The organism is Bradyrhizobium sp. SZCCHNRI2009, assembly GCF_032485115.1.
Classification (GTDB): domain Bacteria; phylum Pseudomonadota; class Alphaproteobacteria; order Rhizobiales; family Xanthobacteraceae; genus Bradyrhizobium.
The window spans coordinates 89,530-114,447 of the sequence record NZ_JAUEUH010000006.1 but is presented as its reverse complement, the minus strand read 5'-3'; the positions used below and the strand labels follow the sequence as shown (position 1 = coordinate 114,447).

27 protein-coding genes are annotated in these 24,918 nt (G+C 66.8%); 12 read left to right on the top strand and 15 right to left on the bottom strand.

The window, feature by feature from the left end:
* Positions 1–82: 82 nt before the first annotated feature.
* From QX041_RS21790 to QX041_RS21760, 7 genes are all read right to left on the bottom strand, one after another.
* Positions 83–925 carry a shikimate dehydrogenase gene (locus QX041_RS21790; protein ID WP_315714120.1) on the bottom strand — a complete coding sequence of 281 codons (843 nt, stop codon included), beginning with the start codon at positions 923–925 and terminating at the stop codon, positions 83–85.
* Between the two features lie 102 nt (positions 926–1,027).
* Positions 1,028–2,791, bottom strand: coding sequence for a SulP family inorganic anion transporter (locus tag QX041_RS21785; protein WP_315714119.1), 1,764 nt, complete (start codon positions 2,789–2,791; stop codon positions 1,028–1,030).
* A gap of 94 nt (positions 2,792–2,885) precedes the next feature.
* Positions 2,886–3,188, bottom strand: a complete 303-nt coding sequence (locus tag QX041_RS21780) for a helix-turn-helix transcriptional regulator (protein ID WP_315714118.1) — start codon at positions 3,186–3,188, stop codon at positions 2,886–2,888.
* A gap of 206 nt (positions 3,189–3,394) precedes the next feature.
* Positions 3,395–5,443, bottom strand: a complete 2,049-nt coding sequence (locus QX041_RS21775) for an elongation factor G (RefSeq protein WP_315750067.1) — start codon at positions 5,441–5,443, stop codon at positions 3,395–3,397.
* A gap of 176 nt (positions 5,444–5,619) precedes the next feature.
* Positions 5,620–6,096, bottom strand: a complete 477-nt coding sequence (locus tag QX041_RS21770) for a DUF992 domain-containing protein (protein ID WP_315714116.1) — start codon at positions 6,094–6,096, stop codon at positions 5,620–5,622.
* A 197-nt stretch (positions 6,097–6,293) separates the two neighbouring features.
* Entirely contained in the window at positions 6,294–6,818 is a 525-nt protein-coding gene (locus QX041_RS21765) for a DUF992 domain-containing protein (RefSeq protein WP_316166516.1), read from the bottom strand.
* Between the two features lie 120 nt (positions 6,819–6,938).
* Positions 6,939–8,141: a pyridoxal phosphate-dependent aminotransferase gene (locus QX041_RS21760; RefSeq protein ID WP_315714114.1), complete on the bottom strand. Its 1,203-nt coding sequence runs from the start codon at positions 8,139–8,141 to the stop codon at positions 6,939–6,941.
* 191 nt (positions 8,142–8,332) lie between these two features.
* Between QX041_RS21760 and QX041_RS21755 the strand changes: the two genes are divergently transcribed.
* The 4 genes from QX041_RS21755 (at position 8,333) to QX041_RS21740 (ending at position 11,640) form a co-directional block, all read left to right on the top strand.
* Positions 8,333–9,565: a glycosyltransferase family 87 protein gene (locus QX041_RS21755; protein WP_316166515.1), complete on the top strand. Its 1,233-nt coding sequence runs from the start codon at positions 8,333–8,335 to the stop codon at positions 9,563–9,565.
* Positions 9,566–9,758: 193 nt separating this feature from the next.
* Entirely contained in the window at positions 9,759–10,409 is a 651-nt protein-coding gene (locus tag QX041_RS21750) for a glutathione S-transferase family protein (protein ID WP_315714112.1), read from the top strand.
* Positions 10,410–10,928: 519 nt separating this feature from the next.
* Complete coding sequence (locus QX041_RS21745) at positions 10,929–11,063, top strand: hypothetical protein (RefSeq protein ID WP_316166663.1); 135 nt, start codon at positions 10,929–10,931, stop codon at positions 11,061–11,063.
* Between the two features lie 115 nt (positions 11,064–11,178).
* Positions 11,179–11,640: a GNAT family N-acetyltransferase gene (locus tag QX041_RS21740; protein WP_316166514.1), complete on the top strand. Its 462-nt coding sequence runs from the start codon at positions 11,179–11,181 to the stop codon at positions 11,638–11,640.
* A gap of 161 nt (positions 11,641–11,801) precedes the next feature.
* Here QX041_RS21740 and QX041_RS21735 read toward each other — a convergent pair whose 3' ends face one another.
* From QX041_RS21735 to QX041_RS21720, 4 genes are all read right to left on the bottom strand, one after another.
* The gene (locus QX041_RS21735; RefSeq protein ID WP_315750063.1) at positions 11,802–13,784 is read right to left on the bottom strand and encodes an AI-2E family transporter; all 1,983 of its coding nucleotides are present in this window, start codon (positions 13,782–13,784) and stop codon (positions 11,802–11,804) included.
* 586 nt (positions 13,785–14,370) lie between these two features.
* On the bottom strand, positions 14,371–14,691 hold the full coding sequence (locus QX041_RS21730; protein WP_315714107.1) for an antibiotic biosynthesis monooxygenase: 321 nt from the start codon (positions 14,689–14,691) through the stop codon (positions 14,371–14,373).
* 136 nt (positions 14,692–14,827) lie between these two features.
* Complete coding sequence (locus QX041_RS21725) at positions 14,828–16,051, bottom strand: DUF1501 domain-containing protein (RefSeq protein WP_316166513.1); 1,224 nt, start codon at positions 16,049–16,051, stop codon at positions 14,828–14,830.
* Positions 16,048–17,568 carry a DUF1800 family protein gene (locus QX041_RS21720; RefSeq protein ID WP_316166512.1) on the bottom strand — a complete coding sequence of 507 codons (1,521 nt, stop codon included), beginning with the start codon at positions 17,566–17,568 and terminating at the stop codon, positions 16,048–16,050. The genes QX041_RS21725 and QX041_RS21720 overlap by 4 nt, the downstream gene beginning before the upstream one ends.
* Positions 17,569–17,707: 139 nt before the next feature.
* Here QX041_RS21720 and QX041_RS21715 point away from each other — a divergent pair, with 139 nt between their 5' ends.
* From QX041_RS21715 to QX041_RS21700, 4 genes are all read left to right on the top strand, one after another.
* Complete coding sequence (locus tag QX041_RS21715) at positions 17,708–17,929, top strand: cysteine-rich CWC family protein (RefSeq protein ID WP_315714381.1); 222 nt, start codon at positions 17,708–17,710, stop codon at positions 17,927–17,929.
* A complete protein-coding gene (locus tag QX041_RS21710; RefSeq protein ID WP_316166511.1) occupies positions 17,926–18,609 on the top strand; it encodes an HAD family phosphatase in 684 nt (227 codons plus the stop codon). The genes QX041_RS21715 and QX041_RS21710 overlap by 4 nt, the downstream gene beginning before the upstream one ends.
* Positions 18,610–18,954: 345 nt before the next feature.
* Positions 18,955–19,452: a hypothetical protein gene (locus tag QX041_RS21705; RefSeq protein ID WP_315714103.1), complete on the top strand. Its 498-nt coding sequence runs from the start codon at positions 18,955–18,957 to the stop codon at positions 19,450–19,452.
* A 15-nt stretch (positions 19,453–19,467) separates the two neighbouring features.
* Positions 19,468–19,950, top strand: a complete 483-nt coding sequence (locus QX041_RS21700; protein ID WP_315750057.1) for a hypothetical protein — start codon at positions 19,468–19,470, stop codon at positions 19,948–19,950.
* Here QX041_RS21700 and QX041_RS21695 read toward each other — a convergent pair.
* Positions 19,925–20,554, bottom strand: a complete 630-nt coding sequence (locus QX041_RS21695) for a helix-turn-helix domain-containing protein (protein WP_315750056.1) — start codon at positions 20,552–20,554, stop codon at positions 19,925–19,927. The two genes, QX041_RS21700 and QX041_RS21695, sit on opposite strands and share 26 nt — an antisense overlap.
* A 96-nt stretch (positions 20,555–20,650) precedes the next feature.
* Here QX041_RS21695 and QX041_RS21690 point away from each other — a divergent pair, with 96 nt between their 5' ends.
* Positions 20,651–21,433, top strand: coding sequence for a crotonase/enoyl-CoA hydratase family protein (locus tag QX041_RS21690; RefSeq protein ID WP_316166510.1), 783 nt, complete (start codon positions 20,651–20,653; stop codon positions 21,431–21,433).
* Here the strand turns inward: QX041_RS21690 and QX041_RS21685 are convergent.
* From QX041_RS21685 to QX041_RS21675, 3 genes are read right to left on the bottom strand one after another with little or no spacing between them, the layout of a single operon-like run.
* Positions 21,430–22,125, bottom strand: a complete 696-nt coding sequence (locus QX041_RS21685) for a glutathione S-transferase family protein (RefSeq protein WP_316166509.1) — start codon at positions 22,123–22,125, stop codon at positions 21,430–21,432. The genes QX041_RS21690 and QX041_RS21685 overlap by 4 nt on opposite strands.
* Positions 22,126–22,155: 30 nt before the next feature.
* Positions 22,156–22,395 (bottom strand): hypothetical protein, encoded by a 240-nt coding sequence (locus QX041_RS21680; protein WP_316166508.1) that lies wholly within the window; start codon positions 22,393–22,395, stop codon positions 22,156–22,158.
* 7 nt (positions 22,396–22,402) lie between these two features.
* A complete protein-coding gene (locus tag QX041_RS21675; protein ID WP_316166507.1) occupies positions 22,403–23,167 on the bottom strand; it encodes a sulfite exporter TauE/SafE family protein in 765 nt (254 codons plus the stop codon).
* A 90-nt stretch (positions 23,168–23,257) separates the two neighbouring features.
* On the opposite strand from QX041_RS21675, the gene QX041_RS21670 reads away from it, so the two are divergent.
* The 3 genes from QX041_RS21670 (at position 23,258) to QX041_RS21660 (ending at position 24,844) form a co-directional block, all read left to right on the top strand.
* Complete coding sequence (locus tag QX041_RS21670; protein ID WP_315714096.1) at positions 23,258–24,181, top strand: LysR substrate-binding domain-containing protein; 924 nt, start codon at positions 23,258–23,260, stop codon at positions 24,179–24,181.
* A gap of 66 nt (positions 24,182–24,247) precedes the next feature.
* Positions 24,248–24,460 carry a hypothetical protein gene (locus tag QX041_RS21665; RefSeq protein ID WP_035655128.1) on the top strand — a complete coding sequence of 71 codons (213 nt, stop codon included), beginning with the start codon at positions 24,248–24,250 and terminating at the stop codon, positions 24,458–24,460.
* Positions 24,461–24,661: 201 nt separating this feature from the next.
* Positions 24,662–24,844 carry a hypothetical protein gene (locus tag QX041_RS21660; protein ID WP_315714095.1) on the top strand — a complete coding sequence of 61 codons (183 nt, stop codon included), beginning with the start codon at positions 24,662–24,664 and terminating at the stop codon, positions 24,842–24,844.
* Positions 24,845–24,918 lie beyond the last annotated feature (74 nt).

Below are 24,918 nucleotides of genomic sequence, written 5' to 3'. Positions count from 1 at the left end.
GAGAGAAGATCATCCGCGTCCAATGCGGGGCTACGCGGACGCTCGATCAATGAGACGCCGACCATCTGCGCTTATTCCGCGCTCAAGCCCTTGTGAGATCGGCCTCGACCAGCGCGCGCAACTCGGGCGTGACCTGCGGACGGCGGCCGAACCACAATTCGAAGCCACGCACGGCCTGGTGCAGCAGCATGCCGAGTCCATCGGCAGTGCGCAGCCCCCTCGCCCGCGCCGCCGCGAGCAACTGCGTCTCCAGCGGCACGTAGACGATGTCGGCGACGACGGCCTGCTGCGGCAACAGCTCGACGTCGAGCTCGAGCGGCGGCTGACCGTGCATGCCGAGCGAGGTGGTGTTCACGAACAGGCCCGCGCGCGGCAGCAGCGCGCCGACGCGGTCCCAGCCTTCGGCAACGACATGGCTGCCGAACTGATCAGCCAGGGCTTGTGCGCGCGCCGCGGTGCGGTTGATGATGTGGACGCGGCCGATGCCGCGCTCGAGCAGGCCGAACACGACGGCCCGCGCCGAGCCGCCGGAGCCGAGCACCAGCGCCTCGTCGGTGCGGTCCCAGCCTGGGGCAGCGGCGTCCAGATTGCCGATGAAGCCTTCGACGTCGGTGTTGGTGGCCCGCAGGATGCGGTCCTCGTACCAGAGCGTGTTGGCCGCGCCGACGGCGCGGGCACGCGCGTCCGGCTCGCTCAGCTCCAGCACGCGCTCCTTGTGCGGGATCGTGACGTTGGCGCCGACGAAGCCGCGACGGTCGAGATGCATGACGAAGTCCGCCAGCTCTTCCGGCGGCACCGCCTCGATGGTGTAGCCGCCGGCAATGCCGAGCTCGTGCAGCCAATGATGATGGATCAAGGGCGAGCGTGAATGCGCGGCAGGCCAGCCGATCAGGCACGCAGCGCGGGGTTTGGCGGCAAGGGTCATGGCCGTGACATCGGACAAGCTCCGGCTGGAGTCAATGCTGGGGCTCGGCAGTCGCCCCCAGGCGCCATGGCCCAAACGGCGACGCGGCGTTGAGGTCGCGTGTCAGCTCGCGGCGAGCCCATCGGCGACGTCCGCCGGTGCCGTCTCCTTGCCCTTGATGTCGGCCACCGCGCGCTCGATGGTCTCGCGGTAGCGCACCAGCGGCGGCCGCACGCCATGGGTCAGCAGCGCCCGACGCACGGTCGGCGACGCCCCGGTGATGAACAGGCGGATGCCCTGGCGCTTGGCCTTGGCGGCAACGCGGCTCATGGCGTTGGCGGCCGTCGAATCCAGGAACGGCACCGCTGCGAAATCGACCACGAAGGCCTTGCGGCGGTCGGCGATCGAGTCGAGCACGGTGCCGACGGTCGAGGCGGCGCCGAAGAAGAACGCACCGGTGATGCGATAGACCAGCACGTCCTTGTCGGCGCTGAGCTTCGGATTGTACGGCACCCGCGCCTCATCCTCGAAGTCGGCGCGGTCCTTTGCGACCAGAGGCGACCCGTCCTCGACGCCGGTCATCTGCGCCATCCGGTTGATGAACAGCACGGCGCCGAGCGCAAAGCCGACCAGGATGCCCTCGGTGAGATCGCGGAAGACCGTCAGCCCGAAGGTCGCGAGCAGCACCGTGGCATCGCCCCAGGACGATCGGATCAGGGTGGCGAACTCGTGCTTCTCGGCCATGTTCCAGGCGACAACGACGAGCACCGCGGCGAGCGCCGACAGCGGGATGTAGCTCGCCAGCGGCGCCGCGATCAGCATGAACACCAAAAGAAACAGCGAATGCAGCATGCCCGACACCGGTCCGCGGGCGCCGGCGCGAACATTGGTGGCGGTGCGCGCGATGGTGCCGGTGACGCAGATGCCGCCGAACAAGGCCGAGCCGACATTGGCAAAGCCCTGCGCCACCAGCTCGCAGTTGGAGCGATGGCGACGGCCGGTCATGCCGTCGGCGACGACGGCCGACAGCAGCGATTCGATGGCTCCGAGCAGTGCGAAGGCGATCGCGTCGGGGAACACCGCCTGGACCTTGGCGAGCGAGAACGCCGGCAACGCCGGCGCCGGCAGCTCGCGCGGGATACCGCCGAATTTCGTCCCAATGGTCTCGACCGGAAGCTGCAGCGCGAAGGTGATGATGGCCGCGACCACCACCGCGATCAGGATGCCGGGCCAGGTCGGCCGCAGATGCTTGAGGCCGATGATGATCGCGATCGACAGCGCGGCCGTCACGACCGCAGACATGCTCGCGGTCGGCGCGCCATGCGCGAGCGCCGTGAGCTTCGGAAGCAGCTCGCCCGGCTCCTTGCCCGCAAGCGTGATACCGAACAGATCCTTCAGCTGGCTGGCAAAGATGATGACGGCGATGCCCGCGGTGAAGCCGACTGTGACCGGATAGGGAATGAACTTGATGTAGGTGCCGAGCCGCAGATATCCGGCGATCACCAGCATCACGCCGGACATCATCGTCGCGATCAGCAGGCCATCGAGACCCTGGCGATCGACCGTCGCAGCGACCAGCACGATGAAGGCACCCGCGGGACCGCCGATCTGAAAGCGGCTGCCGCCGAGCAGCGAGACCAGGAAGCCGCCGATCACGGCGGTGTAGAGACCACGCCCCGGCGAGACACCGGAGGCGATCGCGATCGCCATCGACAGCGGCAGCGCCACGATCGCCACCGTCAGGCCCGCCAGCGCGTCGGCGCGAAAGTCGCTGAGGCCGTAGCCCTCGCGCAAGACCGTCAGGAGTTTGGGGGAATAAAGCTCGGCGAAGGTCGGCTCATGATGTCCGACCCGCCCGTGCGAACGGTGTTCGTTTGCGATGCTCATGCCCATCACGCTCCCGTCGCCTCATCGGGCCGCGGCGCAGCCGACGATGCGTCCCACACGAAGCGCCCAGGGGCCCCGTGCCCGCGCGATGAGCCTAGCTTGCGTCATCGCGCGCGATGTCAGTTTGACGGCCCATGCGGCGGGGCGGCCCCGGGTCCTTCAGGCGAACACCACGCCCGCCGTTCTCGCTGCGGGAATGCTCACCGATCAGATCCACGCCCGCGCGATTGAGCGCATCGACGACCTTGGTCAGCGAGTCCACCACGCCGCGGACGTTGCCCGTGGAGGCTTCCATCCGCTGGATCGTCGGCAGCGACACGCCGGCCAGCTCGGCCAAGGTTCTCTGATCTATCCCGAGCAGCGCTCGCGCTGCCCGCATCTGGAACGACGTGATCACGCTGGCCTCACGTGGCAGACACCATAAATGATGTCTGAGACAAAGACAATGATGTAAAATACATCACAAACTGATCTCGGACGCAAGCTGGAACCCGGCCCTCGCCGTTTGTTCCCTGCGCGCGCGAGCAAAGGTCCCGACGCGATCCGGCCCGCCATCCCGAGAGAGGATGACGGGCCGGCGCTGTTCGGCGCGGAGCGTTCGGCTCAGGCGGCGTCGCGATGGGAGGCGATGATGTGGTCGGCGGCGCGGCCGGTCACCTCGGCCATGTGGTCGAATTGGCGGGTGAAGCTGCCGGCGCCGGCCGTCGCCGAACGCAATTCGACGATCAACTCGCCGATCTCCGCCTCCGGCATCATCGCCCGGACGCAGTCCCAGCCCGGCCAGCCGTCACGGGTATCGAAGGACAGGATCTGGCCGCGCCGCGCCGAGAGGATCGCATTGATCCTGGCGGTCGCCTCCGTCGGGCAGACGATCTCGACGGTGTGAATCGGCTCCAGCAGCACCGGCTGGCATTGCGGCAGCCCCTCGCCGACGCCGACCCGCGCCGCGGTGCGGAACGCGAGGTCGGACGAATCCACGCTGTGATAGGAGCCGTCGGTGAGCGTCACCTCGACGTCGATCACCGGAAAGCCCAGGGGGCCGCGGGCCATTGCGTCGACGACGCCCTCCTCCACCGCCGGGATGTAGTTGCGCGGCACCGCGCCGCCGACCACCTTCTCGGCAAAGCGGAAGCCTTCGCCGCGCGGCAGCGGCCTGATGTCGAGCACCACGTCGCCGAACTGGCCGTGCCCGCCGGACTGCTTCTTGTGGCGGCCGCGCTGCGTGATCGGCTTGCGGATGGTCTCCTGGTAGCCGATCGCGGGCTGGTGCGATTTGACGTTGACGCCGAAACGGTCGCGCAGCCGCTCCAGCGCGACGCGCAGATGCATCTCGCCCTGCCCCCACAGCACCGTGTCGTGGGTGCGCGGGTTCTGCACCATGGTCAGCGACGGATCCTCCTCGTGGAGCCGCTGCAAGGCCTGGCCGAGCTTGACGTCGTCCTTGCGGTCCACGGCGGCGATCGAGAGCGCCAGCACCGGCGGGCACGCCTCCACCTTTGCCAGCGGCGGTGGTGCCGTCTTGCCGGTCGCAACCGTATCGCCGGTCTTGACCGCATCGAGCTTGCCGAGCGCCACCGTGTCCCCGGCCTGGGCGCCCGCGCGCTTGCTGTCATAGGCGCCGGTGGCAGCCAGGATGCCGGATACGCGCGCCGCCTCGCCCGAGGCGGCATGCAGCGTCGCGCCGTCGTCGAGATGGCCGGACAGCACCCTCGTCAATGACAGCTTGCCACCATGCTGCAGATGCAGCGTCTTGAAGACATAGCCGAGCGCCTCCTTGGTGTCCTTCACACCGAGCCGCTGCGCGGTCTCGGCGATTCCGGGCGCCTCGTGGCGCAGCGCCTTCATCAGCCGCAGCACGCCGTTCTCGCGCAACGCCGATCCGAGCAGCACCGGGCAGATCAATCCCTCGCGCAATTCGCGCGCCAGATCGTCGAACACGGCGTCGCGCGGCGGCGGGATGTCCTCCAGCAGCTGCTCCATCAGCGAATCGTCGTGATCGGCGAGCTTCTCCAGCATCGAGAAGCGCGCCTCCTTCTCGCGGTCGAGATCGCCGCCTTCGAGCGCGATGACTTCCGACGCCTTGTGCTCGCGATAGATGAAGGCGCGCTCCAGCGCGAGGTCGACGAACCCTTCGATCAATTCGCCGTTCCAGATCGGGATCTGGCGCAGCACCAGGGGCACGCGCGAGGCCGGCTGCAATGTGGCAAGCGTCTCCCTGATCCGCGCATTGGCGCGGTCGATCTTGTTGAGAAACAGGAAGCGCGGAATGCGCAGCTCCTCGAGCTCGCGCAGGATGATCTGCAATTGCGGCAGCTTCTTCTCGTCGGCCTCGCAGACCACGATGGCGGCATCGACCGCCGGCAGCGCGGCGCGCATGTCGTGGATGAACTCGATCGAGCCAGGACAGTCGAGGAAGGTGTAGCTGTCGCCCATGAAGGTCGTGGTCGCCGCCGTCATGGCGACGCTCATCTTGTGCTGACGCGCCTCCGGGCTGGCATCGCCGACGGAGGTGCCGGCGTCGACGCTGCCCGCGCGCGGGATCGCGCCGGTCCGCGCCAGGATCGCCTCCAAGAGAGTGGTTTTACCGCTTTGGAAAGGGCCCACCAGCGCGATGCACCGTGGACCTCGGGGACTTCTCAGGTCTTGTCCCATTCGCCGCCTCCTCGTTGTGGAGCTCGGCCCTTGATTGGGTCGGCAAAGCCGAATGCTCTGCCTCGGCTGCCGCTTTGGCAAGCAGGCGGCCTGCGAAAAACGTTGCTGCAGTGCGGGGGATCGCGCCGTCTTCCCGCTCGATGGCGGGAAGAGCGCTGTTCACGGCAAAGGGAAGATCACCGCCCCGGGCGCAATTCGAGGCTTTGCAACCCAGCCGAGACGCTGAGGCCGACCTGGCCCTGGACGCTGAGCGGCTGCAGCGCGATCGAGTTGGCGGAGCCGCCGACCAGCACGTTGCCGCCGACACCGACGCCGACCGCGGCCGAGCCCTGGGCGCCGGCATAGTCGCCGGAGAGATCGCCCGGCCCGAGCCGCGCGACCGGTGCATAGACCACCCAGGCCAGCAGCGATTCCTGGGTGATGCCGAGATCGAGGCCGACCTTGCGGATGGTCGCGACGTAGCGGTCCTCGGGCAGGCCGTCGGCGCGCAGCACGCAGCCGAGATGGGTCACCGAGCCGACGATGAAGCCGACACTGGCGCCGCCGCGGCATTCGAGGACACCGACCCGCACGCGATCTTGCGCCTGGGCAGCGCCGGTGCCGGTGCAGAGGACGACCGCAGCGGCGAGCCCGGCGAGGATGGTCGAGCGCATGAATAAAACTCCGGCTGAAATGAACGTGTGATGCAGACCCGTCGATCGGACGCACGATCACAGGGCACCACATCTATGCCACAAGCCTTACAGTCGCACCAGATTCGGCGCGCCGTCGGCACGAGCCGGCGCGCCGACGCAGGCAGCGATTGCGACGCGTTCGCCTGAACGTGTCCGAGTCTCTCCGATCGAGCGCCTCAGCGATAGAAACGCGAGAAGTAGGACGATGAACGGCTCGGGCTCGGGTGGATCGGCAGCAGCGGCACCAGCTCGACCTCGGTGATTCCGGCAGCGAGGTTCAAGCCGGTCTGCCCCTGCAGGCTGATCGGCTGCAGCGCCGCGGCGCGATCGGTGTCGCGCACCAGGAAGCTGCCGCCGAAGCCGACCAGAGCCGCGGCATTGGCGGACAATCCGCCATAGCGCCCGCGCAGCTCGCTGCGGCCGAAATCGTTGACCGGTGCGCTGACCGCCCACGCCATCCTGGTCACATCCGTCAGGCCGAGATCGAGGCCGTAACGCCGGACCCTGGCGACATAGCGCTCCGGCTGGCGGCCCTGACTGCGAAACACGCAGCGCAGGCGGGACTGGGACATCACGAGCTTGCCGGAGGTCTTTCGTCCCTCGCATTCGAGCACGCCGGCGCGCATCGGCCGCCCCTGATGGGCCTGCGCGAGCGGCACGATCATCACCATCAACGCGATCGACAGCAGAAGCAGCCGCATCGAACTCCAACCCTACGCCACCAGACTTGTCGGCCGACAAAAGAAAGGCGCCATGTTCAAAACATGGCGCCTTTCGGCCTGGAAATTGGCTTCTGGTGTTTCGAGAGGGATGTTGCCCGATTACCTCAGATTGCCGCAGAAGCGCTGGATGCGCTTGCAGGCGTCCTCGAGGTCGGAGGTCTTGGTCGCGTAGGAGATGCGGAAGGCCGGGCCGAGGCCGAAGGCCGAGCCCTGCACCACGGCGACGCCCTCGGTCTCCAGCAGCTCGGTGACGAAGGCCTCGTCATTGTCGATCACCTTGCCCGACGGCGCGGTCTTGCCGATCGTCCCGGCGCAGGACGGATAGACGTAGAACGCGCCTTCCGGCCGCGGGCATTCGATGCCATTCGCCTGGTTCAGCATCGACACCACGAGGTCGCGGCGCTCCTTGAACACCTTGTTGTTGGCCGGGATGAAGTCCTGCGGACCGTTCAAGGCCTCCACCGCCGCCCATTGCGCGATCGAGCACGGGTTCGAGGTCGACTGCGACTGGATCGTCGCCATCGCCTTGATCAGGTGCGCCGGGCCGCCGGCATAGCCGATGCGCCAGCCGGTCATGCAATAGGCCTTGGAGACGCCGTTCACGGTCAGCGTGCGGTCGAACAGCGAGGGCTCGACCTGCGCCGGCGTGGTGAACACGAAGTCGTCATAGACGAGGTGCTCGTACATGTCGTCGGTCATGATCCAGACATGCGGATGCTTGACCAGCACCTCGGTGAGCGCCTTCAGCTCGGCCTTGGTGTAGGCCGCGCCGGTCGGGTTCGACGGCGAGCACAGGATCAGCCACTTGGTCTTCGGCGTGATCGCCTTCTCCAGCGCCTCCGGCTGCAGCTTGAAGCCGTGGGCGGCGGTGCAGACCACCGGCACCGGCTCGCCGCCGGCGAGCGCCACCATCTCGGGATAGCTGACCCAGTACGGCGCCGGGATGATCACCTGGTCGCCGGGATTGATGGTCGCCATCAGCGCATTGTACAGCACCTGCTTGCCGCCGACGCCGACGATCACCTGGTTCGGCTTATAGGTGAGGCCGTTCTCGCGCTGGAACTTGCCGATGATGGCTTCCTTCAGCTCGGGAATGCCGTCCACCGCGGTATACTTGGTCTTGCCGTCCTGGATCGCCTTGATCGCGGCCTGCTTGATGTTGTCCGGCGTGTCGAAATCCGGCTCGCCAGCGCCGAGGCCGATGACATTGCGGCCCGCCGCTTTGAGGACGCGCGCTTTATCCGTGACCGCGATGGTCGCGGACGGCTTCACACGGTCGAGCGCAGCGGCGAGAAAGGACATCATCAGCTCCTATGCAGGCGTCGTGGATCACCCCCTCGGGGCCACGACCAGTCATGTCAGGGAAACGCCCATTTGTAGGGCCCCCAGCGCTGCATCGCAAGAAGCTTGGGCACATGGCTCCCAAGACTTTAGAGAACGTTAAAGCCGCCCCGCTAGCGTGGACCGACGATTGTCCAGAGTCTCAGGCCGAAATGACCACTATCGGGTACGCCCTGCGATCCGGCGACTGGCTGACGGCCACGCGGATCAAGTCCTACAGCTGGATGCTGCTCGCGGTCACGATCGCGGCAATCGCCGGCTGGATCGCGCTGTCCGATGGCCTGGTCGACCGCAACGGCAAGCCGATCGGCACCGACTTCTCCAACGTCTATGCGGCAGGCGTGCTGACCCTTCAGGGCAAGGCGGCCGATGCCTATGATCCGCCGCTGCAGCATGCGACGGAAAAGGCCGTGTTCGACGGCCGCGACGTGCCGTTCTTCGGCTGGCACTACCCGCCCTTCTTCTTCGCGATCGCCGCCATCACCGCCCTGCTGCCCTATGCCGGAGGGCTCGCGCTCTGGGTCGTGTCGAGCCTGCTCGCATACCTCGCGGTCATGCGCGCGATCCTGCCGCGTTCCGAGACGCTGCTGGTCGCGATCGCCTTTCCCGCCGTCTTCGTCAACATCGGTCACGGCCAGAACGCGTTCTTCACCGCGGCGCTGCTCGGCGGCGCGCTGTTGCTGATGGAGCGCGGCCGGCCGTGGGCGGCCGGCGTCCTGATCGGCCTGCTCGCCTACAAGCCGCAATTCGGCGTGCTCATTCCCGTGGCGCTGCTCGCAGGCACGCGCTGGCCGACGATTGCTGCGGCAGCCGCCACGGTGGCCGCGCTGGTCGCGATCAGCTTCGTCGCGCTCGGCAGCGACGTCTGGCACGCCTTCTTCCAGTCGATGACCTTCACACAGAGCGTCGTGCTCGAGCAAGGCGGCACCGGCTGGGAGAAGATCCAGTCGGTGTTCTCGGCCGCGCGTCATTGGGGCGCCGATATCAGGTCCGCCTATGCGCTGCAGAGCCTGCTGGCGCTGTCGCTCGCGGCCGGACTTGCATGGCTGTGGCAGAGCGAGGCCGCGTTCGATCTCAAGGCTTCGGCACTGGCGAGCGCGAGCCTGCTGGCGACGCCCTATGTGCTCGACTACGACCTCGTCGTCGTCGCGGTCGCGATCATCTTCTTCGTCCGGCACGGCCTCGCGAACGGCTTTCGCGACTACGAGCTCAGCGTGCTCGCGGCCGCCTGGATCGTGCCGCTGCTCTCGCGCAGCGTCGCCGGGCTGACGACGATACCGCTGGGCCTCATCGTTCTGATGGCCCTGTTCGCGCTGACCCTGCGCCGCGCACTCACCGATCGCGCCGTCGAGATCGGTGGACACGCGCGCATCGCGCAGGCGTGATCTCGATTGTTTGAATCTATTGGAAAGTTGTTATTCGAGAGTGCAGTGCAGTAGCGCATTTCGACTTTTTCCATCCGCCGGCTCTTGCAGCCTGCGCCCATCGGCATCATTGTCTGGCCGCATTGCGGGACGATCTGGCGTCTGGATGTGCGATGCGTCCAACCTTTGATTCCTCGAACTCGAAATCGGCCGGATGTACAAGCTCTATTCGATGCAGCGGTCAGGCAACAGCTACAAGGTCCGCCTTGCGCTCGCGCTTCTGAACGCGCCCTATCAGGCGATCGAGATCGACATCCTGCGCGGCGAGAGCCGCACGCCGGATTTTCTCGCCAAGAATCCCAGCGGCCAGGTGCCGCTGCTGGAGGTCGGCGAGGACCGCTTCATCGCCGAATCGAACGCGATCCTCTGGTATGTCGCCGGCGGCACGCCGCTGGTGCCGGAGCAGCGCATCGAGCGCGCCGAAGCGCTGCAGTGGATGTTCTTCGAGCAGCATGCGCTGGAGCCGAACATCGGCGCCGCCTATTTCTGGCTGCTGCTGGTCAAGGGCGGGCGCGACCTGCAGACACATGCGCTCGAGGACTGGATGGAGCGCGGCTACGCCGCGCTCCAGGTGATGGAGAATCATCTCAAGAGCAACGACTACTTTGCCGCGAAGCAGCTGACGGTCGCAGACATCGCGCTCTACGGCTACACCCACGTCGCCGATCGCTGCGACTTCGATCTGTCGACCTTCCCGAAGATCCGCAACTGGCTGCGCCGCGTCGAACAGACACCCGGTTTCGTCGCGATGGATTGGCAGCCGGCACTGATCGATTCAGCCGGCATCGCCGCCGACTACGGGTGAGGCATTCACCGTAAAACTACTGGCTGTCCGTAGAACAGCGGGGAAAATACACGCATCGGCGGGAACAAACACCGCCAGCGCCATGTTCCTGCCTTTTTTTCCGATTTGCCGCCGCAATCCTGCCCAGCGCGACCTTAGAATTTACCTCTGCGAGTGATTCGCTCGCGGATGTATGGGTAAGGGATTTCGACTTCATGTCCGGGTGGCGTCTTGCTTCCGTTCCGAGGTTCAGTTGGGTCCGCGGCCATGCGTCGCCGCAGGAGTCGAACCACCGTAGAGGGCTCCGTACGCCCGTCAGCGGCTTTCACGACCACGCAACGCTCACCCTTTCGCCCAGCCTGACCACCGCCGTGGTCGCAACGATCGCGGCCAGCACGCTCTCGTTGGGTGTCAGCGTCACCATCGCGGTGGTGTCGATCCGCGCCGTCTTGTCGATGCCCGCTTAACAGGAAGCCATTTTGACAACCCTTCGCGGTTTTCGCGACAACAGGCGATGATTGTCTCGCGCACAAAATGGCGATGAAATCAACGGTCGTAATCGTTGCCGTGACCCTGGCACTCGCGATCCTGCTGGCGGCGTCACTGCTGATCCTGATCGAGCGGCGGGGCGAGCTCTCGCTCTCGCCGCTGACCGAGGAAGATCGGTCCGTCTAGGTCGAGCTGGTACGGCCGCCCGCCGCCGAACCGGTGCAGCCCGTCCCGGATTGATCGCCAACGCGGCTGCGCGTATCGAAGGTCCGTCGAGATTCAAACGGACGGCGAAGCCTTCATGCACGAAGCACTCACTGTGCGCGCCATCGCGCGCGACGACCATGATCACTGGCTGCCGCTCTGGGACGGCTACAATGCCTTCTACGGCCGTTCGGGGCCGACGGCGCTGCCGGCCGAGGTGACCGCGATGACATGGTCGCGCTTCTTCGATGCCGACGAGCCGGTCCATGCCCTGGTCGCCGAGAGCGGTGGCGAGTTGATCGGCTTGGCGCACTACCTGTTTCATCGCGCCACCACCACGATCGGGCCGCTCTGCTATCTCAACGACCTGTTCACGAGCGAGGCCGCCCGCGGCAAGGGCGTCGGACGGGCGCTGATCGAGGCGGTCTACCGCGAAGCGCGTCAGGCCGGTGCGCCGCGGGTCTATTGGCAGACGCACGAGACCAACACCACGGCACAGGTGCTCTACAACAAGATCGCCGAGCGCTCGGGCTTCATCGTCTACCGCAAGGCGCTGTGAACGGGCGGTGTCACGCCGCCGTCACGGGGCAGGCCTACGCTCCATCGAGCGCCTGATCATCCCCCGTCACCGGTCACGCGTTTCAGCGGTCCCCGTCAGTCGCCGTCTCTGACCGGGGCCGCATTTTTTTGTCTGGCCTTGGTCGTTGGACGTGGCGCGTCTCACGCTACGTTGGTCGTCGTGTTCTGCTGCTTCAATGGGACCTGCTGAGAAGCCTTCGCCTGCGCGACTTCGACGCACATTCTGACAGCCTCACCCATGCTCGCCGCGACCAGATCGGCCTTGGTGGCTTCCTGCAGCACCTTCGCGGCCTCCTGATCGACGTCGGCCGCGCAGCAGACCAACATCACTCTTGCCTTGGGGAGTCGTCGCTTCAAGCGACGAACGGAGTAGCGCATATGTGCAACGCCGGAATTGCCGATATAGATCAGGCAGGCAATCGCAACACCTGCGGGCTCGAGCTTGATGACGTTCGCCGTCGAGAGCGCCTCCGCTCCTGAGACCTTCGCGCCCAACCCGTGCACCGACGACAGTTGCGCGAGAATCACCGCCGCCGCTTCGTCGATCGGGGTTCGCCCGGCCACGCACAGGACCGGCTGCTCGCTCCGCCATCCTTCGGCGAGATTGTCCTTGCTGAGGATGGGTATCGTGTCGATTGCCCCACTGCTGGCCGAGCTGTCGACGGCCGATGCAGCTTCCGGATCGCTGGTGGTCTCGCGTTTCGCCAGCGGACCATCATTTTGATCGGAAAGATCGGCGGTCAACTCGGCGACGGCGTCACGGATCGTTGCAAGGCGATCATAGGCGAGCGCCCCTCGGTCGGCGTCGGCTTGGGCCAATTGCAGTCCCTTCACCGCGACCTCGTCGCAATAGGCAATCAACGAGCGCTCCTTCAAGAACTCCTCTGCCTTCTCGGCCGCTTCCGTCGGATCGTTCGCAAGCATGCGCTGGTAGAAGATCTCGGGAGGAGACAGCGCTGGACGATCACCGAACATGACGTCGAGGAACTCCAGGCGCTCCACATGTCGTCCGATGACGACCAGGCAGACCGTCAGCGGCGTCGCGAGCACCAACCCGATTGGGCCCCACAGCGCGGTCCAGAACGCGGCTGAAACGACCACCGCCACGGGGGACAGGCCCGTGCTGCGCCCATAGACCATCGGTTCGATGACGTGGCCGAGCAACGGCTCGACCACGAGAAACAGGGCCAAGGTCCAAATCAGCATCGACCAGCCAGGGTCGACCGCTGCCGCCAGAGCAAGCGGAAACGCCGCGGCGATGACGGCGCCGATATAGGGCACGAACCGAAGCGCTGCGGCGAGGATCCCCCAAAGGAGGGCGCTGGGGATGCCGATGAACCACAAGCCGACGCCGATCACGACGCCGAATCCGCCGTTCAGGGCGAGCTGGGTGAGGAACAGCCGGCTGAGCCTGTAAGCCGCATCATCGAGCGCCGCCGTGGTGCGCTGCAGGTCGGATGAGCCCGCAAGGCGAATGAGCCGATTCCGCAGGTCCTCGCGTTGAAGCAATATGAAGATCACGAAGATGATGATGATGCCGGTCGTCGCCAGCGGATGAATGAGCGGCGAAATCAGCGTGCGGAGACTGTCTAGCGCTCCGGGATCGGGCTGCCGGACCTCCACCGGGATCGGGGTCACAGGGACTGAGGAATTCGTTCGCAGTCCGCTCGGCGGCCGAGCCGCTTCCGGCTCATTCGGTTTGTCGAGTTCCTTGCCCAGATCCTTGAGCATGTCCGATGCACGCTCGAGCGTCCCTCTGCCGGCTTTGGTGTCGCGGAACGACTGGATCTTGTTGCTCATCGTCGATTGATAGTTCGGCAGCTCACTGGCAAGCTGGGTGAGCTGGGTGGCGAGCAGGCTGCCCAGTGTAAAGATCACGACGAATGCGAGAACGACCACGCTGACGACGGCCAGTCCGCGCGGGGCACGAAGCCGCTGCAGTTGCGCGACCAATGGCGCCAATACGAAGCTGAGCAGGATGGCCAGGGCCACGGGGACCAGGATATCGCGACCGAAATACAGCAGCGCGATGATGATGACCGCAAAAATGGCGACGGCCAGCGCGCTGATCAGCCCGAGAACTTCCTCTGGGGTGCGGACCTTGAGCGGCTGTCTGATGATCATCGAATCTCTCTCCGAACGAGGAAGGGCGGCGCGCGTCGCTCAAGCGGTCAGGCTGTCAACGTCGACGAAGGTGGCGCGTTGCAACGGAGGGAAGCTTCTGACGATGTCGCCGGCGCCGGTGGTCATATGCCGGAAGGTTCGTCCTCGATCCGAGCAACCATCCGGGCCTTCGCTAGAACAGAACGACCGAGGGCGCTGGCTGGCGCTGCCCGCCCTGCCGGACATTCGGCTTCCTGTTTCAGACACGCGATAACAGCCTCGTGAGGCTCCAGTTCCCGAGAGCGCCTGAGGTCGCATGCGCGTCTGCCGACGGCGACGACTGGTCAGCGTCGGCACACCGTCGCATCTCCGCGACTCAGCCGGAGCTTCACTGGGGCGTCGTCCTTGTTGATGTCAGCAGGTTCGGCGGTACGGCTTGCCCGGCGAGGCCCGGCGCGAGCAGCTTCCGAGGGCGCACGACCGGCGACCGTCCGGGTCCTGTCGGCCGCCGTGTCGTTCAGCGCAAATCAAGCGTCCGCTCGGCCGTGCTCAGCCAAGACGGGCCGCGGAGACGGATCTCGTCTGAATGGTGGACTCTGTCCTTGTCCTACGTCTTGCTGCCCACCGTTTGGCGGACCTCGAACCCCTCGAACTGCGGCGGGCCGAGATAGTGCACCTTGGTGTCGCCGGCCCGATGGTGCGCGGCGCGGAAGGCTTCGGACCTGGTCCAGTCCTCGAACGCAGCTTTCGACGCCCAGATCGTGTGCGAGGCATACAGCGTATGGTCCTCCGCTTCCGGTCCCTTCAACAAGTGAAACTCGACGAAGCCCGGCACCTTGTCGAGATGGCTGTCGCGCGACAGCCAGACCTGCTCGAAGGCGGCCTCCGAGCCCTTGGCGACGCGAAAACGATTCATGGCGATGAACATGCTGATCTCCTGAGGGGTGAATGCCGCAGGTCGAGGAGTAGCAGACTTCGCGGTGCAATGCGCCAGCGGCGGTGGCCGCTGATGCCGCGATGTGGAATGCTTCAGAGCCCCGATCAGGACAGGGCGCAAGCGAGCCCTAGGCCACGAGCCCCTTGATCGGCTTCACGGCCGCGCTGTCCGGAAACACCGCGCCGCCGAGCGCGTGCTCGCCGACGCCGAGATGATCGGCGAGTACGCCCTTGAACACCGCGCGCAGATCCGTCGTCGGCGCAAGATCGCGTCCCTGGTAGAGGCTCGCCATCTTCAGCGTCGGCCAGTCGGCGATCACCCGCCCGCCCTTCACCGCGCCGCCGGCGAGCAGCGCAATCGTCCCGGTGCCATGATCGGTCCCCTGGGTACCGTTGATCTTCGCCGTGCGCCCGAACTCGGTTGCGACCACCACGACCGTATCCCGCCAGCGCGGGCCAAGACCGCTCTCGAACTCGGCGAGCGCGCCGTCGAGACCCGACAACAGCTGCGCCAGCCGGCCGATTGCGCCGCCTTCATTGGCATGCGTATCCCAGCCGTCGAAGGCCAGCGCCGCGATGCGCGGACCATCATCCGCCGCGATCAGCTTCGCCGCGCCGCGCGCGACCTGGCGCATCGCCGCGATCTGGTTGCCGCCCGGCTTGGGCTTCATGTCGTCACCGAACGCGACCTTCTCGAGCTTCAGCCCTTGCGACAGCGCAGCCGCCAATGCGGGATCGCGATGCGCATAGAGGTCGACCAGCCGCGTCGCGGTGTCGTCATCGGCCTGCGGCAAGGTTACCGGCGCCCAGCCGACGGTGGGCGCTGCGCCGCGCAGCACCAGCGGTGCCGTCGGACCGACCGCGAGCGCGCCCGTGACGCGGGGGCCGCGCGGCAGCGCCTCGACTGCGCGGTTCAGCCAGCCCGATTGCACGCGGCCGGGACCGGCGAAGCCGCTTTCGAGTACGTCCTGGCCATCGAAATGCGAGCGCTCGCGATACGGTGTCGCGACCGCGTGAACCACGGCAGCCTGCTTGTCGCGATACATGCGCGCGAATTCCGGCATCGACGGATGCAGCGCAAAGAACGAGTCGAGCGGCAGCGCCGGAGTTGGTCCCGCCGTCGTCAGCGCGATCGCGCCATGCAGTCCGGCGTAGTCGGGATCCCCGACCGGCGCGACGGTGGCGAGGCCATCGAGCGCGCCGCGCAGGATTACGACGATCAGCCGCGGATCGCGCTGGTCGGCGGCGCGGGCGAATTTCGGCAAATAGCCCCACGCGGCGAAGGACGCGCCTGCCAGCAGCAAGTGGCGTCGCGAGGTCAACAGCGAGGTCGCGATCCGGTCCATCGTCATCTCCTCTGGAATTCCGGCGACATCAACAGCAGCGCCAGCGCCTGCTGGCGCGACTCCGCGCGCTCGATCGTGCGGCGTGTCTCGGTCGACGCAGCATCGCCGGCGACGAGCTCGAGCAGCTCGCGCGGATCGAGATTGTTGCCGAGTCGGCCGCCGAGCTGCGACGAGATGTCCAGCCGCAGCTTCATGCCTTCCGGCGCGGCCCACACCGCATTGGTATCAGCGAATCCGTTTGGTCCCGCGGGCGTCCACAACGGCTGGCCCAGCGTGTTCAGGGAAGTGAGATAGAAGCCGGGATCCTCCGGCACGCGCGCCAGCAGCCGGCCGCCGGCGACCAGGAACTCATAGGGCGAGCGGATCTTGGTGAGCGGCGCCGACCAGGCATCGTCGGAGTCCACCAGCGCCAAGGTCAGCGCCTTGAGGTCGCCATCGCTCCTCCTGAACACGGCTTCGAGTCGCGCGACGAGCGCGGGCGGCGGATCGTCGGCAATGAAATGACGTGCGAGCTTGGCGGCGATGAACTTCGCGGTCGACGGATGCCGTGCGATGTCGGCGAGCGCAGCTTCGCCCTGGGCGAGGCCATCATCCGCATAGACCCTGCCGAGCAACGTCTGCGGCCCCGGCTGATGCGCATTGGCATTGAACACGAAGCTGCCGGGCGCCGCGTTGCGGGTGTTGCGGCCGGCGAAGCTCCAGCCGGTGATGATGCGCGCCAGCGAGGTCACGTCCTCCTGGCTGTAGCCGCCGCCGACACCCAGCGTGTGCAGCTCCATGATCTCGCGCGCGAGATTCTCGTTGAGGCCGCGCTTGCGGTTCTGGCCGGCACGCGAGTCCGGTCCGAGCGATTCCTGGTTGTCGAGAAAGAACAGCATCGCCGGATGCTGCTCGACCGCCTTCAGCATGTCGACGAAGCGCCCGAGCACGTGCGGCCGGATCGCCTCGCGCTCGAACGCGCCGGCCCACATCCGCGCCAACTCGCCCTTGCCGGCGGAGATGCAGAAATGATTCGACCAGAACGCCACCAGCCGCTCGGTGAAGCCGCAATCGGCGAGCACGGCGCGCTGCAGCCGCGCCAGCGCTTCGGCACGGAAGGTCTTCTGGACGACGTTGGGCGGCTGCTGGGCTTGCGCGGGCTTTGCCGGCGCTCCCTGCATCGCGGATGCGGGGTCGGCACCGGCCGCTGGGGCCGCCGAGGGCGTTGCGGCCATGGCTTTGTCCGCGCCGTTCGTGGACAGGCCGCGCGTGGGGCTGGACGGATCCTGCGGCGCAGCCTCCGGCTTCGCGGCCTCGCGGGCCCGCTTGACCTCGTCCTGATAGGTGAAGACGGCAGCGGCGAGTGCTGCCGTCGGCTGCAGACCCGGCGCCTCCAGCAGCGCTCCATCGGGACGGCCGAGCTCGGCGTTGACGAAGCCGCGCGGGTCCGACGCCGCATTGACGAGATCGCCCGAGGCACCGCCACGCGCGCCGAAGCCGAAGCGATTCAATGCGACAAGAGCCGCTCGAGCATCACGCGCCATGCCACATCCTCGAGCCCGTCATCGCGGGAGCTCCCGAAACGCTGTGTTGCCGCGACCGCAGACTGCGATGGCGCGGCAGATTGTCACGCACTATACTTGCCCCTGCAGATGAACCGGACATGAAAAGGGCTGGTCGGACGTGGTTCCGAAGGTGACAAATCGTTTAGCGGACATGACCGCGCGGCAACTCATCTGCGAGTCGTGCGGCACGGCGTTCAGCTGCGATCCGGGCGGCTCCTGCTGGTGCTTCGACGAGACCGTGCGCCTGCCGCTGCCCAAGACCGGACAAAGCAATTTCAAGGACTGCCTGTGCGCCAACTGCCTCAAGAGACTGGCCGGCAAACCGGAGCCGGGCTCGTGACGCGCTGGCACGTCGAAGCCGTCCTGCTCGACATGGATGGCACGCTGCTCGACACCGAGAAGGTCTATCTCGAAGCTGCGATCGCGGCGCTGAATGCGCTCGGCTACAGCGACGGCGTCGTCGAGCTCTGTCACGCGATGATCGGCATTCCCGGACCCGACAACGAGCAGACCCTGCGCGACCATTTCGGCGACGATTTTCCGCTGGCCGAAGTCAACCGCCTGTTCGCGGCCAAGACGGTCGAGATCCTGCAGGCGGGCATGCCGCTGAAGCCTGGCGTCATCGCGCTGCTCGATGCGATCGACGCGGTCGGCCTGCCCAAGGCCGTCGTCACCTCGTCCTCGCGCCGCACGGCCGCGGAGCATCTCCGCCTCGCCCGCATCGATCACCGCTTCGATGCGGTCCTGACGCGCGACGACGTGGCCCGCGCCAAACCGCATCCGGACCTCTATCTGCTTGCCGCGGAACGGCTGCGGACGCACGCGCCGGCCTGCGTCGCGATCGAGGATTCCAATCCCGGCGTCGCCTCCGCGCACGCCGCCGGCGCGATCACCTTGATGGTGCCGGACATCGTGCCGCCGAACGATCATTCGCGGGCGAATGCGGCGGCCGTGCTGCCGGATCTCGATGCCGCCATCGCGCTGCTCGCGCGCCGTTCGGTGTTGCCCCTCAGGACGTGACGTCACCTCGGCAGGCTGTGAATCGCCGTGCAGCCTTCTCATGAGCCATTTTCTTCAAACGCGGCCGAACACGGTCACGATCGGTTCACGTCGTTGCGCGCCGCCGGCGGCCTATCGGATGCATTAACCCGCACGCACTACCGTGCAGGCGTTGGCGGATGGGCTTATTTCATGTTGCGATTCATTGGCGCCGCAGGTGCGGCATTTTTGGCTGCGTTCGCAGGAGTGAGTTGGGCGGTCAGGGGATTTCCGCTTCCGGATGGACCGTGGCGGGGCATGATGCGGACAGCTTCGATTGAAACGGTCTCAAACCTTGCTGCGCCGGCGCCGGGGGGCGTGGCTGTCGTGGCTCCCCTATCCCCGACGGTCGACATGACCTTCGGCGGCCCGGAGGCAAAGGAGTTCGACCGCAAGGCGTGGCTCGCGCAGCACACCTCGCAGAGCGACAAGAATCCCAAGCTCGACGCGTTGCGGATGGACGCGTTGCAGGCCGCGACAGCCTACAAGCTGTCGCCGTGCGACAAGACCATGAAGCAGAACCTGGTGGACGCACTGACGGCCTACACCCGCGCCTATGTTGCCAAGCTGGATTGCAAGCGGCAGTTCTGGGGCGCAAAGATCTGCACCGACAAATCGCTGCAGGAGGCGGCCGACAGCGTCGGCACGCCGCTCGATCAGCGCGTGAAGGAGGCGTTGTTCGAAGCCTTCGAGGAGAAGGGGATCACCAAGGCGGACTTTCCGGCCGATGTGCGCGAGGAGGTCCCGCAATTCGCCGGACCCGCCTTCTGGTCCGACGAGTCGGCGGTGTGCCGGACGCGGCAGGCGCAACGGGACCGGCGATAGCAAACGAGCGCTGCCATGAACCGGCTGATCTTCATCATTGCGGCCATCGTCGTCTGGCAGGTTGGCGGACGCCTGTTCCTGACCGAAGCGCCGACCGCGGCGGCGTTTCCGCCCGTCACCGGCGCGGAGTTTCAGGACCACGAGAAATACACCGAGGACGCCCGGCGTTCGCAGCGCGAAGACGCGCTGAAGTCGCTCGACCTCGCCTGGAGCGACCGCTGCGGCGCCAAGCGCGACAGCTTCATCAGCGGCCTCAACCACTACTACTATCACCGGCAGAACCAGAACGAGCGCTATCCCGAGACCTATGGTCCGGCCGGCGCCGCCTATATCGCGGGCGTATGGACCACCGCCGAGGATCGAAGGATCGAACGGCTCACCCAGGAAGCCTACGCCGCCGGCTACATCAAGCCATCCGATTTCGACGGCATGGCGAGCCGGATGGTCGCAACGATCGTTCGCGGCGAGCAGGTCAGGGGACGCGGCTGCGCCGGCTGACGGTCCTGCGGGAAGCATATCGCCTTCCCTTTGGCAGCGCCGCCGCGACCAGCGTCCGCGCCGCCGCGCCCGCGGTTTCCATGTAGCTGGCGTCCCGATGCAGCAGCACGACCGCGAAGGCGCCGTCGAGCAGCAGCAGCATCTGCCGCGCGAGCCCGCCGGCTTCGGCAATTCCCTGCTCTTCGAAGACCGCCTGGAGCCAGGCCTCGAACTTCTTCTTGTGGGCGGCGCCGATCCTGATCGCGGGATGGCCGGGCAGATTGGCGAGCTCCGCGGTGGTGCGCAAGAAGCCGCAGCCGCGCCATTTCGGATGTCGCGCAGCGCGCGCGAGCTGGTTGAAGATCCCGGCGATCTTGTCGGGCAGCCCGCCCTCGGTCTCGTCGAACCAGCGCTTGAACAGCGTCAGGTTCGGCTGGTCGCGCGCGGCGAGATAGGCCGCGACCAGATCGTCCTTGCTGCGGAAATGATAGTACAGCGTCTTCTTGGTAACCCCGGCCTTCTCCGCCACCGCGTCGACGCTGACGGCGCGGATGCCCTCGGCATAGAACAGCCTGCTCGCGGCGGCGATGATGCGGGCGGGCGTGGGATCGGAGGAACGGGGCATGGCGGCGCTCGGTCAATGTATACTGACCAGTGAATATACTTCGGCTGCCGCGGCGCCTAGTCTTCACCTGCTCCAACCGCCAGCCTGCGAGACACCATGACCGACCTCATCCTGCTCGACATCTCCGACCGCATCGCCGTGATCACGCTGAACCGGCCGCAGCGGCTGAACGCGCTCAGCTACGCGCTGATCGATCGATTGATGGGCGCGCTCGACCGCATCGAGACCGATGCCGGCGTCAGGGCCGTGATCCTCACCGGCGCGGGACAACGCGCCTTCTCGGCCGGCGCCGACATCGACGAATTCACCGCAAGCGTCCGCCAGGGGCGCGCTGCCGCGCTGCGCGACTTCGTTCGGCGCGGCCAGGCGATGACGGCGCGGCTGGAGGCGTTCCGCAAGCCGGTCATCGCCGCCGTCAACGGGCTCGCCTTCGGCGGCGGCTGCGAGATCACCGAGGCCGTGCATCTTGCGGTCGCGAGCGAGCGCGCCAGCTTCGCCAAGCCCGAGATCAGGCTCGGCATGCCGCCGACCTTCGGCGGCACGCAGCGGCTGCCGCGGCTGGTCGGCCGCAAGCGCGGACTCGAGCTGCTGCTGACCGGCGATTCTTTCCCGGCACAGCGCGCGCTGGAGATCGGCCTCGTCAACGCCGTCGTGCCGCACGACGAGCTGTTGCCGGCGGCGCGCGCGCTGGCACAGCGCATCATCCGCCACGGGCCGGACACCGTCGCCGGCATCATCACCGCCGCGACGCGCGGGCTCAACATGGCGATCGGCGAAGGGCTACAGGTCGAGAGCGAACAGTTCGCGAGCCTGGTCGGCAGCCGCGATCTCACCGATGGGCTGGCGGCCTGGCGCGAGCGCCGGCCGCCGCGTTGCTAGACCGGATGGCCCGGCGACTTGCGCGCCAGCCCATCGAATGCATCGAGCAGCCGCTCGCGCCAGGCATGGACGCTGTCGCTCTCCTCGAGCAGCCGGAACGGGCTCACCACGCGCGCCCATTGGAACCCGCCGAACACGATGTAGTCGGCATAGTCAGGCGTATCGCCGCCGATGAAGGCCTGCGTCTTCAGGGTTTGCCGCAGCGGCTCCAGCGACCTGCGGAAGCCGATGACCGCCTGGTCGCGCGAGGCCATGACCTCTTCGAGGCTCTTGCCGAACCGCGCCTCGCGCGATTTGCGGAAATAGTCGGCATCCTCGGCGGCGAGGTTCTTCGGAATGTCGGCGATGATCAGCGGAAAGATGCCGCCGACGATGGCGATATCGCCCCAGGCATTGAGGAAGCGCGCCATCGCGCGGCCGCCGGCGCCGCCGAACAGCGAGGGCCGGTCCGGATAGGTGTCCTCGAGGTAGTTGGCGATCGCCCAGGAATCGGCGACCGCGCGGTCGCCGTCGAGCATGACCGGCACCTTCTCCGATCCATGCGGCGCGATCGCGCTCTTCTCGGTGAAGCGCCACGGAATCGTATCAGCGCTCAGCCCCTTGTGCGCCAGCGCCATCCGCGTGCGCCAGCAATAGGGACTGAACGGTCGGCTCGCATCGGTCCCGACGAGTTCATACAGTTTCACGGCCATTCCCGGTCCTTCCTCCAAATCCGGACCGTTCTAGCGCACGACGCGGCCGTTGTCGCGCAGCAGCCGCGCACCGTCATCGGTGACGATGATGAAGAGGCCGGCGCCCGCGATCGCCTCGCGCGTGACATAGCCCAGATCGGCGGCGTCCTCCCACACCGTCAGCCGCGGGCAGCTCGTTCGCCAGGTCGCGACCACTTCGGCATGGCTGCGCGGCGCGCGCGCGACCCATTCGACGAAGTCCAGCACCAGGGGGTCTGCCGATACGGCCATGCTCGCCTCACTCTGCCGCCGCCGAGCTCTGCGCGGCCAGCAGCAGCCAGCCGCCATAGAGGATGTAGTAGCTCGCCACCGCCGTGATGATGCGGTTGGCCCAGGTGCGGAACTGCTGCTCGCTCATCGCCTCGAGCAGCCGCCGCGCCAGGCTCGTGCCGAGCATCGACGCGCCGACGGCGACGAGCGCGAGCACCGGATCGAGGCCCGCGGCCTGGTCGATGATGCCGCCGAAATAGATCAGCTTGGTGAGGTGGCTCGCGACCTGACACGTCGCCTTGGTGGCGACGATCGCGCGGCGGTCGAACCGCGCGCCGAGAAAGAACGTGTCGAGCAGCGGCCCCGACACGCCGGTCATCAGCATCAGCCCCATGCAGATCGTGCCGTAGATCGCGCCCTGCCAGACGCTGTCCGGATCGGGCTTGAGGCCGGCCGGCATCAGCCGCGCCATGAACGGGGTGACGCCGAGCAGCAGGAGCGCCGCCGGCTTGTCCGGCACGTAGCGCACCAGCGCCCACAGGCCGAGCGCCAGCGCGCAGCCGACGAGATACACCGCGACCGGCCGCCAGCGGATGTGCCGGCGCCACAGCACCGCACGCCAGCCATTGGACGCCATCTGCGTCGCCGCGTGCAGCACCATCGCCGCCGGCAGCGGCATGATCGCCAGCAGCACGCCGATCAGGATCAGCCCGCCGGCCATGCCGAACAGGCCCGACAGGAACGCCGTCGCCACCATCAGCAATCCGAGCGCTGCAATCAGGGCGGGTGTCATGGCTGATCTCCTCGCCATGCAATTTGTCGCACTGGCGATATCCGCACAAACCGAGTTATCTTGCCCTCCATCAGTTTTCCTGAGGGCGCGATGAGACGGCTGCTGTTCCTCAACGGCATCAAGGCGTTCGAGGCGGCGGCGCGCACCGGCAGCTTCGCCGCGGCAGGCAGCGAGCTCAACGTCTCCGCGGCCGCGATCAGCCGCATGGTCAATCTGCTCGAGCAGCGGCTGGGCGTCGTGCTGTTCGAGCGCAAGGCCAACCGCCTGGCGCTCACCGCCGCCGGCCGCGCCTATCAGAGCGGGCTGACGCCGATCTTCGACGCGCTGTCGAGCCTGACCGCGCAGATCATGGCGCCGTCATCGATGCGGGTGCTGACGCTCGGCGTCGGGCCGACGTTCGCGATGAAATGGCTGATCCCGCGTCTGGCCGATTTCAGCACCGAGCAGCCGGACATCGAGGTCCGCATCACCACCGGCGGGGCGGCGGTGCCGTTCGGCGACGATTGGAGCTGCGGCATCAAGCTCGGCCACGGCGCCTGGCCGGGCCTCGTCGCCGAGCCGCTGTTCGCCGCGGATCTCGTGCCGGTGTGCACGCCGCGGCTCGCCGCGACCTTGAAGAAGCCTGCCGATCTCAAGGGCTCGAGCCTGCTGCGGGTGTCGCATGCCGCCGAGGACTGGGCGTTGTGGCTGAAGGCCGCGGGCGTCACGCGCGTCAGCGCGCGCGGCACCGAGTTCCAGTACTATGGACATGCGCTGCAGGCCGCGATCGACGGGCTCGGCGTCGCCATGGGCATCCGTCCCTATATCGACGACGACCTCGCGGCGGGACGCCTGGTTGCACCGTTTGCATTGACCGTCCCAAAAGGCGAGCGCTGGTATCTTGTCTACCGCCATTTCCAGGCCGGCCAACGTGATTTCGCCGCGTTCCGACGCTGGATCATGCGCGCGGCGTCACAGCCCGCGACCCGGAATTCCCAGCGCAGGGACGCCATCAAAAAAGACGCTGACGTGTGAACCCGTTCACAAATGCCCGGACCAATTCATGCTGTCGTTGCCATTCGGGACATCCAGGACTGCGCAATGACGTATTTGTACGAGGACTTCGCCATCGAGCCGTTCGAAGCAGGACGCGGCTTGTGGCACGCGCGGATCCGCCGCGCGGACATGACCCCGGTGGTGATCAATGGCGTTTCGTTCCCCTCGCTCGAAGTCGGCTTCGCCTGGTCCGATGCGGACATGGCGATTGCCGACGCGAAAAGCCATATCGACCGCTTTCGCAAGCGGTGGCGCTGACAACTGCAGACCGAATCGCAGCACTTTGAAGCACGCGACGGAGGATATCGACCGACCCCCGGGAAAAGACGGATAGCGCGACGTGGAACAATCTCCGAGAGTGAAGTCCCCGAGAGTCCCCTCGCGCGGCCAGACGGTTCCAAGCCAACATCAAACGCCAATTCGAAATGCCGAGTGTATTCGTAATGCGGACTGCAATTCATGGCTGAGCCTGCCGTCAAACACCTCGCTTTTTCGGTGCGTACGCGATGCCCGGACTGCGATGCGGAGCTGAGCGTCCTGAGCGTCATCAACGGCCGCGGCGGTTCCGAGTACTGGGCCCTGCAATGCGTCGCCTGCCACGGCGTGCATCTCGACATCGTCGAGCAGCCGACGCGGCATTGAACGGCAGCGTGGCGTCGCGGCAACGCCATCGTGCGCGCCATGGCTCGCGAGTCGCCCGCTGATCTCGTGTGGCC